At 66.8% G+C, this 11,837-nt stretch carries 9 protein-coding genes; 6 read left to right on the top strand and 3 right to left on the bottom strand.

Annotated features, from left to right (window positions below; genetic code table 11):
- The first annotated feature begins 2 nt into the window (after nucleotides 1–2).
- The 5 genes from ACGFNJ_RS19785 to ACGFNJ_RS19765 all read left to right on the top strand — a co-directional run bounded on the left by ACGFNJ_RS19785 (nucleotide 3) and on the right by ACGFNJ_RS19765 (nucleotide 6,330).
- Nucleotides 3–1,262, top strand: coding sequence for a hypothetical protein (locus ACGFNJ_RS19785; protein WP_393449756.1), 1,260 nt, complete (start codon nucleotides 3–5; stop codon nucleotides 1,260–1,262).
- A gap of 6 nt (nucleotides 1,263–1,268) precedes the next feature.
- Nucleotides 1,269–2,873: an acyl-CoA synthetase gene (locus ACGFNJ_RS19780; protein ID WP_393449753.1), complete on the top strand. Its 1,605-nt coding sequence runs from the start codon at nucleotides 1,269–1,271 to the stop codon at nucleotides 2,871–2,873.
- 109 nt (nucleotides 2,874–2,982) lie between these two features.
- Entirely contained in the window at nucleotides 2,983–4,569 is a 1,587-nt protein-coding gene (locus ACGFNJ_RS19775; protein WP_393449750.1) for a succinic semialdehyde dehydrogenase, read from the top strand.
- Between the two features lie 52 nt (nucleotides 4,570–4,621).
- Complete coding sequence (locus ACGFNJ_RS19770) at nucleotides 4,622–5,848, top strand: cytochrome P450 (RefSeq protein ID WP_393449747.1); 1,227 nt, start codon at nucleotides 4,622–4,624, stop codon at nucleotides 5,846–5,848.
- Nucleotides 5,845–6,330, top strand: coding sequence for a glutathione peroxidase (locus ACGFNJ_RS19765; RefSeq protein ID WP_393449744.1), 486 nt, complete (start codon nucleotides 5,845–5,847; stop codon nucleotides 6,328–6,330). The genes ACGFNJ_RS19770 and ACGFNJ_RS19765 overlap by 4 nt, the downstream gene beginning before the upstream one ends.
- 71 nt (nucleotides 6,331–6,401) lie before the next feature.
- Here the strand turns inward: ACGFNJ_RS19765 and ACGFNJ_RS19760 are convergent, their stop codons facing one another.
- Together ACGFNJ_RS19760 and ACGFNJ_RS19755 are read right to left on the bottom strand one after the other, a co-directional pair.
- Entirely contained in the window at nucleotides 6,402–7,751 is a 1,350-nt protein-coding gene (locus ACGFNJ_RS19760; RefSeq protein WP_393449741.1) for a cytochrome P450, read from the bottom strand.
- Nucleotides 7,752–8,029: 278 nt separating this feature from the next.
- A complete protein-coding gene (locus ACGFNJ_RS19755; protein WP_393449738.1) occupies nucleotides 8,030–9,439 on the bottom strand; it encodes an MFS transporter in 1,410 nt (469 codons plus the stop codon).
- 131 nt (nucleotides 9,440–9,570) lie between these two features.
- Here ACGFNJ_RS19755 and ACGFNJ_RS19750 point away from each other — a divergent pair, with 131 nt between their 5' ends.
- Nucleotides 9,571–10,203 carry a TetR/AcrR family transcriptional regulator gene (locus ACGFNJ_RS19750; RefSeq protein WP_393449735.1) on the top strand — a complete coding sequence of 211 codons (633 nt, stop codon included), beginning with the start codon at nucleotides 9,571–9,573 and terminating at the stop codon, nucleotides 10,201–10,203.
- A gap of 6 nt (nucleotides 10,204–10,209) precedes the next feature.
- Here ACGFNJ_RS19750 and ACGFNJ_RS19745 read toward each other — a convergent pair whose 3' ends face one another.
- A complete protein-coding gene (locus ACGFNJ_RS19745; protein ID WP_393450054.1) occupies nucleotides 10,210–11,712 on the bottom strand; it encodes a dolichyl-phosphate-mannose--protein mannosyltransferase in 1,503 nt (500 codons plus the stop codon).
- Nucleotides 11,713–11,837 lie beyond the last annotated feature (125 nt).

Below are 11,837 nucleotides of genomic sequence, written 5' to 3'. Positions count from 1 at the left end.
CGATGGCGGACAGCGGTTTCGGGCAGTTGTCGCGGGCCGAGCTCGCGGTCTTGCTGCCCGAGCTGCTGTTGTGCGGCCACCTGATCGACAGGTCTGGCATGGCACACACCATCGCGGCCTTCGGCAGGGCGGGCATGACCGCCGTCGCGATCGAGGAATGGCAGCTGGCGAGTCCGGTCTACACCCGGCGCATGCAGCGCGCGTTCGGCTTCACCGGTGACGACGTGGTCACCATTTTCAAGGGGTTGCAGCTCGACATCGGCGCACCGCCGCAGTTCATGGACTTCCGGTTCCGGGTGGACGACCGCGCGCACGGCGAGTTCTGGCTCGCGCACTGTGGCGCGCTGCTCGATGTGGAGCCGCTCGGCGACGATTTCGTGGTCGCCATGTGCCACGACATCGAGGACCCGACCTTCGACGCCACCGCGCTGGCCACCAACCCGCACGCGCAGGTCCGGCCGATCCATCGACCGCCGCGCCGACCGGCCGATCGGAAACCGATGTGCGCGTGGACCGTCACCATCGATCCCGCCCATGTCCCGCCGCCGCTGCCGCCGCATGCGGACCTGGTGGCGAATTCCGCCGCCGCCCGGCTCACGTTGTCCGCCATCGACATTCACGAGGAAGGGCAGTCGGACTACGCGGGCCCACTGCTGAGCGATCTGCGCTTCGCGGACTTCTCCAGGTCCGCCCTCGTGCGCATGGCCGAGGAGGTGTGCCTGCAACATCACCTGCTGACGCTCGGCTTTCGGGTCGCGGTGCGGACCCGGCTCGACTCGACCGGTGCCCGTGAGCTGGTGCGTAAGCAGTTCACCGGCATCGCCGGCCTCACCGCCGAACGGTTGCGCCAAGCGCTCGGCCTCGGCGACGACCTCGCCGCCCTCGCGACCGTGCTTCGCCTGCATCCGGCCTGGAACCCACTGCCGTACACGAGGGTTCGGCTGGAGGAAGCCGACGACGTAGTGCGGTTGACGGTGCCACAGAACAGCGCCGCAGTGGCCGACGGCGCGTGGCCCGCACTGGTCGACGCCGACCACCTCGCCCCGATCGCGGCGATGGCTCGCGCGGTGAATCCCCGATGTGCCGTGTCCGCCACCGTGTCCGGTGACGAGCTGCGCGTCGACCTCACTCTCGGAGACGAATCGCGGCCCGAATCTACCGAAGTGGCGCTCACTCGGTTCAGCACCGGCGCAGACTTCACGTTCAGTGACCGCGGCGTCCCGTTGCCGCTCACGGTGGTGCGACAAGGATCGAGAGAGTGAATTCCCATGGCCCGCAATTTCGCCGACCTGTTCGAGCATGCCGTCGACGCGATGCCCGACCGGGTCGCGCTGCGCGAAGGTGACCGCAGCCTGACCTTCGCCGAGGTCGACGCGCGGGCTAATCAGCTGGCCGCACATCTGAGCGATGTCGGCATCCGCGCGGGTGCGCACATCGGATTCCAGATGCACAACGGCATCGAAACCGTCGAAACGCTGCTGGCCTGCTTCAAGACTCGCGCCGTGCCGATCAACATCAACTATCGCTACGGCGTCGAAGAGTTGCGCTATGTCTACGGCAACGCCGACCTCGCCGCTCTTGTCTACCACGCGTCCTATGCGGCGGCCGTGCACGAAGCCGCCGCGTCCGTGCCCTCGGTGCACCACAGGATCGTGGTGGACGACGACACGGCCCGCACCGAACCGCCGGTCGACGCCGTGCATTACGAGGACGCCGTCGCCGCGGGCGCGCCCGAACGCCGCAGCACCGAACGCAGCGCCGACGACCTGTTCATGATGTACACCGGCGGCACCACCGGCATGCCGAAGGGCGTCATGTGGCGCCAGGAGGACATGTGGCGGGTGCTCGGCGGCGGCATCGACTTCTACACCGGTGAACCGGTCGCCGACGAATATCAGCAGTCCAGGGTCGGCGCGCAAGGGGACCAGGTCACCTGGTTCGTGCTGCCGCCGCTGATTCACGCGGCCGCCATGATGCCGACCTTCGCCGCGCTGTGGGCGGGCAATGCGGTGCTGTTCGAGCCGCGCTTCGATCCGGATCGGGTGTGGCAGGCCGTGGCACGGCATCGACCGCAGGTCATGGTCATCACCGGCGACGCGATGGCGCGCCCGCTGCTCGAGTCCTATCGCGCGACGCCGGTCGACGCGTCGGGACTGTTCGCCATCGGCTCCGGCGCGGCGCTGCTGTCGCAGTCGGTGAAGAACGAACTGCTGGAACTGTTTCCGTCGCTGGTGATCACCGATTCGATCGGTTCGTCCGAAACCGGCTTCGGCGGCATGGGTTTCGCGCAGAAGGACGACCATCCCGGCCGCGGGCCCCGGGTGCAGACCGGGCGCGGCTCGCTCGTTGTCGACGACGAGGGGCGTCGCGTCGAACCGGGCGAGGAGGGCTGGCTGGCGAAGACCGGCTCGGTGCCGATCGGCTATTACAAGGACCCGGCCAAGACCGAACGGCTGTTCAAGACGGTCGACGGCGTGCGGATGGTGGTCACCGACGATCGGGCCAAGGTCGAGGCGGACGGGTCGGTCACCCTGCTCGGCCGCGGCAACATGGTGATCAACACCGGCGGCGAGAAGGTCTTCGTCGAAGAGGTGGAGGGCGTGCTGAAGGCGCACGACGGGATCTACGACGCGGTGGTGATCGGCGTGCCGCACGAGCGGTGGGGATCGCAGGTGGCGGCCGTGGTCTCGGTCTCCGCACCGCTCGACGGCACCGCGCTCGACCGCCATGTGCGCGCGCATCTGGCCGGTTACAAAGCGCCGAAACAGATCTGGTTGACCGACGCGGTCAGCAGGGCGCCCAGCGGCAAGCCGGACTACCGCTGGGCCAAGGAGTATGCGGCGAACCGGCCGCCGGACTATCAGGCGGAGTGACCGTGGACCTTCGCGAATCGCCACGCCAATCAATGAGAACGTGTTCTAATTCGAAGGCAATGTCCGGCCCGATACCTGCGGTGATTCCGCACGTGATGGAGAAGTCTCGATGAGTACCGACACCACGCAGAGCCCGACCGTGCCCGGCCGGATCACCGGCGCCGTGATCGAGCGGCTGACCGGTCTGGTCGCCGCCGACGGCACCGCGGCGCCGTACGCGATGACGGAGGTCTACACCGGCTCGGTTGTCGGCGAGCTGCCCCAGTCGACGCCGGACGACGTGCGCGCCGCCGCCGTGACCGCCCGTGCGGCGCAACGGGAATGGGCCGCGCAGCCGCTGCGGAGCAGGCTGCGGGTGTTCGAGCGGATGCACGAGTCGATCCTCGCCGAGATCGACACCATCGCCGATCTCATCCAGATCGGCTGCGGCAAGACCCGCCGGATGGCCGTCGAGGAATCCTGCGACGTGCCGATGGTCATCAGTCACTACCTGAAAACCGCACGCCGCGTGCTGCGTCCGACGCGGCGCGGCGGCCCACTGCCGATCCTGACCACCTCGACCGAGGAGCACCGGCCGAAGGGTCTGGTCGCGGTCATCGCGCCGTGGAACTTCCCGTTCGCCATCGCGCTCTCCGACGCCATGCCCGCGTTGATGGCGGGCAACGGCGTAATCCTGAAGCCGGACAACAAGACCGCGCTGTGCGTGCTCTACGGCGTCGAGCTGCTGCACCGGGCGGGGCTGCCGCGCGGGCTGGTCCAGGTGGTCTGCGGCGAGGGGCCCGACATCGGTCCGAGCCTGATCGATGCGGTGGACTTCGTGATGTTCACCGGCTCGACCGCCACCGGCCGGGTGGTCGGCGCACAGGCCGGGCGCAACCTGATCGGCTGCAGCCTCGAGCTCGGCGGCAAGAACCCGATGATCGTGCTCGACGACGCGAACCTCGACGAGGTGATCCCCGGCGCGGCGTTCTCGGTGTTCGCCAACTCGGGCCAGGCGTGCATGCACATCGAGCGGATCTACGTGCACCGCAGCCGATATGACGAGTTCGTTCGCCGATTGGTCGACGCCGCAGCCGCATTGAACGCAGGCATCGGCGCGGCCTACGACTACCGTCCCGAATTCGGTTCGCTGGTCTCGGTGCAGCACCGGGACCGGGTGGCGGCACATGTCGACGATGCCCGCGCCAAAGGGGCGACGGTGTTGACCGGCGGCAAGGCACGCCCCGACATCGGCCCGGCGTTCTACGAGGCGACCGTGCTCACCGGCGTCACTCCGGAGATGACGCACGCGAAGCTGGAAACCTTCGGCCCGGTGGTGAGCGTGTACCCGTTCGACGACGACGCCGAGGCCATCCGGCTCGCCAACGACACCGACTACGGCTTGAACGCGAGCGTGTGGAGCCGAGACCTGGCCCGCGCCGGACGGATCGGCGCGCAACTGCAAGCGGGCAACATCAACATCAACGACGGTTTCGTGGCGACCTACGCCGCCAAGGGCACGCCGTCCGGCGGGGTGAAGCAGTCGGGGGTCGGGACGCGGCACGGCGATCAGGGCCTGCTCAAGTACACCGACACGGTGAACGTCGGTGTCCTCAAGCGGCAGGTGCTCGCCGCCCGCGCAGGCCAGCCGTACGAGAAACAACTGAAGACGACGCTGATGTCCTTGCGGCTGATGCGTCGCACCAGGCTGCGCTGACGCGCAAAGGCTGCGCCGGACGGCGCGGTTCGCAGTACCCGAGGAGGTTGCCGTGGTGGCACCGTCGTTGCCTGCCGGATTCGATTTCACCGATCCTGCGCTGTGGGAATCGCGAAGGCCGGTCGAGGAATTCGCGATGCTCCGCAGAACCGCACCGGTCTGGTGGAATCCGCAGCAGGACGAATACTCGGGTGGTTACCGGGACGGCGGCTACTGGGTGGTGAGCACCCTCGCCGACGTCAAGGAGATCTCCCGCAATGCGGAACTGTTCTCCTCCGAACAAAAGGGCAGCATCATCCGGCCCGCCGATGCGACAACGCCGGAACAGCGGGCGGCCTCCAGCGTGCTGCTTGTCAATATGGATCCACCGAAACACACGAAGTTCCGGCGCATCATCACCAAGGGATTCACGCCGCGTGCCGTCGAAGGATTGCGCGCCGCATTGACCGAGCGGGCGCATGCCATTGTGCACGAGGCGAAGAAAACAGGCGGCGGCGACTTCGTCGAACAGGTGGCCTGCGAACTCCCGCTGCAGGCGATCGCGGAACTGATCGGCATCCCACAGCAGGACCGACGTAAGCTGTTCGACTGGTCGAATCAGATGCTCAGTTACGACGACCCGGATTACGGTGATCCCGCGGTCGCGTCGGCCGAAATCCTCAGCTATGCCTGGAACCTGGCCGAACAGCGGCGCGGTCAACCCGCGGGCGATATCGTCTCCGAGCTGGTGCACGCCGATGTCGACGGCGAATCCCTCGGCTCCGACGAATTCGGCTTCTTCGTGATCCTGCTTTCGGTGGCGGGCAACGAAACCACACGCAATGCCATTACGCACGGGATGAAGGCATTCGTGGACAATCCGGAACAGTGGGAGCTCTACCAGCAGCGGCGCCCGCGCACCGCGCCCGACGAAATCGTCAGGTGGGCAACGCCGGTGACCGCCTTTCAGCGCACGGCGACCCGCGACACCGAGCTCGGCGGACAACAGATCCGGCGTGGCGATCGGCTCGGGCTGTTCTACGGTTCGGCCAACTTCGACGAGTCGGCGTTCACCGATCCGTTCACCTTCGACGTGCTCCGCGATCCCAATCCGCATGTCGGTTTCGGCGGCACCGGCGCGCACTTCTGTGTGGGCGCCAACCTGGCCAGACTGGAAATCGACCTCATGTTCAACGCCATCGCCGACGCCATGCCCAAGATCACCCAGGTCGCCGATCCGGTACGGTTGCGGTCGGGGTGGATCAACGGAATCAAGAATTGGCAGGTCCGATACGAATGAATCTTCGAGACGTACCGCTAGAGACGCTGAGCGGCGAACCCGCGACGCTGTCCGAGCTGGTTGGCGACAAGGTGGTGCTGCTGGTCAACGTGGCATCGAAATGCGGGCTGACGCCCCAGTACACCGGTCTGGTCGAACTGCAGAAGTCGCTCGGGCCGCGCGGATTCAGCGTGGTCGGGGTGCCGTGTAACCAGTTCATGGGTCAGGAACCGGGCACGGCCGAGGAGATCCAGGAATTCTGCTCGACCACCTACGGGGTCGACTTTCCGCTGCTGGCAAAGGCCGACGTCAAGGGCGACGATCAGCATCCGCTGTACGCGGAGCTGGTCGACACCGCCGATGCCGACGGCACGGCGGGCGAGGTGCAGTGGAACTTCGAGAAGTTCCTGATCGACCGGGACGGCAAGGTGGCGGGGCGGTTCCGGCCGACCGTGACGCCGGACGCGCCGGCGCTCGTCACCGCGGTGGAATCGCTGCTCTGAGTGCAACAGTCGAGGCCCGTCCGCGTCGTCAGCGCGGACGGGCCTCGAATCATGTTCGGGGGAGCGGTTCTTCAGCGACGCCTGCGATAGCGCACCGCGCAAGGTTGCAGCAACTGCACCACCATCTTGCTGTGGTCGTTGCGGTAGCTCGGTGCAGGCTGTGCCATCTCGAACTCCCAATCCCGCAGCAGTATCGAGAAGATCGCCTTCAGCTGCATCAGCGCGAACGCCGCGCCGACACAGCGATGCCTGCCCGCGCCGAACGGAATCCAGGTCCATCGATTGACGATGTCCTCCTGCTTCGGATCCAAATAGCGGCCAGGATCGAACCTCTCGGGATCCGGGAAGTCCTCGGCGATCCGGTTGGAGACGGCGGGCGTTGCGGCGACGAGATCGCCGGACGCGATGCGGTGCCCGCACACCTGGTAGTCGCCGCGCGCCACCCGCATCAGCACGATCAGCGGCGGATGCAGTCGCAGGGTCTCCTTGACCACCGCCTCCAGCTGCGGGATCTGGCGTAGCGCAGCGAAACTGATGTCGGCGCCGTCGGCGTACAGCGCATCGAGTTCCGTGACCACCTGCCGCATCCGGTCCGGGTGGCGCAGCAGTTCGATCACCGTCCATGCCGCAGTGCCCGAAGTGGTGTGGTGCCCAGCGAACATCATCGAGATGAACATCCCGGTGATCTCACTGGCGCCGAATCGCGGCGCACCGTGCTCGTCCTTGATCGAGATCAGGACATCGAGCATGTCCCGATCATCCTTGCCTGCGGGCGGATTCGCGGCTCGCCGATCCATGATCCCCTGCACGAGGTCGACCAGTTCCGCTCGTGCGGCATCTCGGCGTCGGAAGCTCTCGATCGGCGCGTACGGATCGACGTAAGCCAGCGCATCGGTGCCACGCTCCAGATCGTGGTAGAGCCTGGCGAATCGTTCATCGAGTTCGTCGCGGAACTTCGCCCCGATCAAGCAGGCCGACGACGTGTAAATCGTCAGCTCCGCAAAGAAATCCAGCAGATCGATCTCACCGGCGTCGCCCCATCGCGCCAGCATCCGCGCCACCTCGCGGCCGATCGTCTCCGCATGCCCGCGCATGTGCTCGCCGCGCAACGCCTGGTTGTGCAGCATCTCCTTCCGGCGCTCGGGTGGTGCGTCGAAAACAACACCTTCCCCGAAAATCGGCTTCATGAACGGATATGCCGCCGCCTGATCGAGCTCGTCATCACCTGCGCGGAAGAAGAACTCGTTGGCCTCGGCTCCCGACAGCAGAATCACCTGCCGCCCCGCCAGTTCGAAGGCCCCCACCTCCCCGCACTCCGCCCGCACTCGCTGCATCAATCCGATGGGGTCGCTGCGGAACTCTTCGAGATGCCCGTGCTCCTGGTGCCCACCCGAAACCCGTTGCGGAGTAACCAGAGTCATCGAGAGACCTCCCGGGATCACGGTCCAGAACAGACATGGACACCTGTCTGGACAGTACTACGGGGCCAGGGCTCGAACAACCCTTCAGTTCGTCTTCGACTGCATCGCGCTGCCCGCACTGCGCGGTCCGGGCGCGCTACTCGGCCCCGCTACACCACCTGCCGCACTGGCCACCAGCATGCACCGGGGCATGGGTGCGTTTCGCGCAGACCGGCGACCCCGGCTGGAACCCGTCGCAGACACACCGCTTCGGTCATGAATCGTCATGACATTGCGAGTCATGCCTCGATTCCCTTCTTGGTGACACGAACAACGAGCAGGGACAGCGCGGCAACGAGGCCGGCAACGAGAAAGCCGGTGGCGAAGGCGGATTCGGTCGGTTGGTGCGTCGTCGGGTCGGCCCCCGCGGCCAGGATCGCACCGCCGACCTGGACGCCGATGGCGATACCGATCACCCGGGTCACCACGAGCAGGCTGGTGGCGATGCCGGTGTCCTCGGCCGCGACGGCGGTGGCGGTGCCTGCGAGCAACGCCGTGGTGCCGACGCCTGCGGCGAACGCGGTGAGCACCTTCGCGAGGGCGAGTTGCCATGCGGCGGTGTGCATCGCGGCAAGGGCGAGCATCGTGGCCGCCGTGACGACCGCACCGACGAGGACGACGGCACGCGGACCGAACCGCCGCGCCGCGATCCCGCCGACCGAATCGCTCAGCGCCCCAACGATAGCGCCGGGCAGCAGAAGCAGCCCGATGTCGGTGGTGTCCGCACCGAAGCCGTGCCCGTCGGCCGACGCCGCGAACAGCTGCGGGAGGAGAAAGACGACCATCCCGAAACTGGCGGTGATGACGAAGGTGAGCATGAACGCATTCCGCATGGCAGGCAGTGCCAGCATTCGTAGATCGACCATCGGCGCGGCCGCCTGGCGCTCGACGGCGACCCATCCGGTGGCGAGGGCTGCCACGAGCATCGCGATGGCACCGATCGCGAGTGGCGGCACGCTGCCGCCGGTCACCGAGACCAGCCCGATCATCAACGCGAGCAATGTGGCGCTGAGCAGAATCACGCCGGGCCAGTCGATACTGCTGTCCGATCGGATCGGCGGATCCTGCGGCAACAACTGAGCGACGACCACCGTCGTCACGATGATCGCGATCGTCGGCAGCGCGAACATCCACTGCCACGACAGCGCATCCGCGATCGGCCCGGCACTCGCCGTTCCCACCATGCCGCCGCCGGTGAACAACGCGACGACGATGCCGATCGCCACCTGTGACTCCCCGGCGGAGAGGTGCTTGCGCACCAGGATGAAGGACAGGGGTAGCACGCCAACCATGGCGCCCTGTAGCACCTGGCCGAGCAACAACACCGGAAAGTTCGGGGCCGTGCCTGCCAACAGGCCGCCGACCGAGACCACCGCCATCAGCCAGATCAAGACCCGCTTTCCGCCATAGCGGTCGCCGAGTTTTCCGACGACGGGTGTGAGAACCGCGCCGGTGATGAGCACGGTGTTGCCGACCAATGCGCCTTCAGCAGGACTGACCCCCAACGCGCGTTGTAGTAGGGGGAGCGCAGGCTCCACCACCGACTGCAGACTGCCGAGCGCAAGTGCCAGGACGCCGAGCGCACCTATCGCGAGCTTGCTGATGGGGACGGGAGAAGCCAGTGTTCCGGACATGGGTGTGGTGGACATAGGCGTCCTCTTCATTGTGAGCGGGGTGCCGGCCAGTCTTGATGTGCGCCAGGCTCTTTGGGGAGCCGCATGACGTCTCTATCGCCTTCGCTACACTACACCGTGCAGTGTAGTTCTGCTACGATCCGTGCATGCCAGACGCGAAGACGCTGCGTGCGGGGTCCACCCAGAAGCGGGCAGCCATCCTGTCGGCGGCCCGAGAGTTGTTCGTAGCCGACGGTTTCGACCGAACAAGCGTCGACGCGGTCGCCGCCCGTGCCGGGGTGTCCAAGCGGACGGTCTACGACTACTTCGGCGACAAGCAGACCCTGTTGCACGCAGTGTTCGACGGAGTCGGCCAGTCCCTGCTCGACACGATTCGGCGCACACTCGACGACACGCTCGACGGTCTGACCGACGCCGCCGAGCTGGAGCAGGCCCTGGTCACGTTCTCGATGCAGATCGCTGCCGACATGCTCGACTCGGCGGAATACGCCACGCTGCAGCGACTTGTCCGGACCGGATCCGATCACCTGCCACACCGCGACGACCACGCACTGACCGACGCGCCCGAGGAGGCGATGGGCGAACGGTTCGCCGCCCTCGCCCGCGCCGGACTGCTCGATGTCCCTGATCCGCGACTCGCTGCCGACCACTTCATCGCGCTGACCTTCGGGGTCGCGCTGGGCAGATTCGGTTCCGCCAACGCCGTGCAGGACGCCAGGATCAGGCCGCTCATCGTCGAAGGCGTGCGGGCGTTTCTCCGGGCATACCGGGTGGGATGAGGGCGCTCAGCGCCAGCTGGGGAGCCAGAGTTCGTGATGCCAGGTGGACATCGTGATCGGAATGGCGGTGAGGATCGGGTAGATCCAGGCGAAGTTGGCGATGACCATCCCGAGGTAGAGGCACACGAGGAGTAGTCCGGTCCCACGCCGTTCATGGGAATCGACTGTGCGGCCGAGGAACTGGCCCAGAATCAGGGCGAGCAGCATGGCGAGGAAGGGAGCCATTGCGGTCGCGTAGAAGAAGTACATCTGCCGGTCCAACGAGGCGAACCAGGGTAGCCAGGCCGCGCCGTATCCGGTGAGGACCGCGGCGTAGCGCCAATCCCTGGCCGTGACGCTGCGCCACAGTCCCCAGGCGAGCGCGGGGACGGCGAGCCACCAGATCGCGGGGGTGCCGAGCAGCATGATCGCGCGCACACAGGTCGATTGCCCGCAGCCGGTGGTGTGTTCGGGGTCGGTGAGGTGATAGAGCATGGGACGCAAGCCCATTGGCCAGGTCCACGGCTTGGATTCCCACGGGTGGTGGTTTCCCGCGGAATTGGTCAGGTGGGTATGGAAATTCAGGATCCTGCTGTGGTTGAACCACAGCGAGCGCAAGGCATCGGGCAGGAACGAGAAGGGTCCGTCCGACCCGACCTGGACACCGACGGCGTAGCGGTTGATGCCGGTTTCGCTCGCGTACCAGTTTGCGTAGGACGCCAGATATACGACCGTCGGAATCAGCACCAGCGCGTACGCCGCGGGGAGCACGTCACGCACCAGGGTGCCGAGGAACGGCCGCGGCACCCCGTATCGGCGGCGGGCGGCGGCATCGAAGGCGACCGACAGCACGCCGAAGAAGACGACGAAATAGATCCCCGACCACTTTGTCGCACAGGCGAGCCCGACCAGCACGCCCGCGCCGAATCGCCACCACCGCACGCCCAATCGGGGTCCGAACCAGGTCGTCGCGATGCGTCCCGCACGCGCGGCGTTCGCCATTCGCGCCCGCACGTCGTCACGGTCGACGATCAGACATCCGAAGGCCGCGGTGACGAACACCGCCAGGAAGATGTCGAGCATGCCGATGCGCGCGGACACGAAGCTCACGCCGTCGGCGATCACCAGGATCCCCGCGATGGCACCGATCAACGTCGAGCGGGCCATCCTGCGCACGATCCGGACGACGAGCAGCACCAGCACCGTGCCCGCGACGGCCGCCGAGAACCGCCACCCCAGCGGCGTGAAGCCGAACATCGCCTCGCCGACCGCGATCAGCAGTTTGCCGAGCGGAGGATGCACGACCACCGGATACGCAGCGTTGTCCTCGATGCCGATCCCGTTGGACAGCATCTCCCACGCTTGCAGGGCGTAGTACTTCTCGTCGAAGACGGGCGTGCCCCCGTCGGTCACCGCCCCCAACCCGCCGAACCGCGTCAGCGCGGCGATCAGAGTCAGGAAGATCGATACCCACCAGCCGCGGGCGGTATCGGTCGGCCCGGCGTTGTGATCGGGCCACAGCACCGCCACGCTGACCGACGGTTTCGACTCCGACCGCACACCCCCCAACCCGACCACGCCACCACTTTATGCAAGGTTGCACCGCGCGCAAGTCGCGTGACGGTGTTTACTGCGGCCGCAGCCGATGAACCTCG

The organism is Nocardia sp. NPDC049149 (genome assembly GCF_043197455.1).
Lineage (GTDB): Bacteria > Actinomycetota > Actinomycetes > Mycobacteriales > Mycobacteriaceae > Nocardia.
This window is presented reverse-complemented; position numbering and strand designations above follow the sequence as displayed.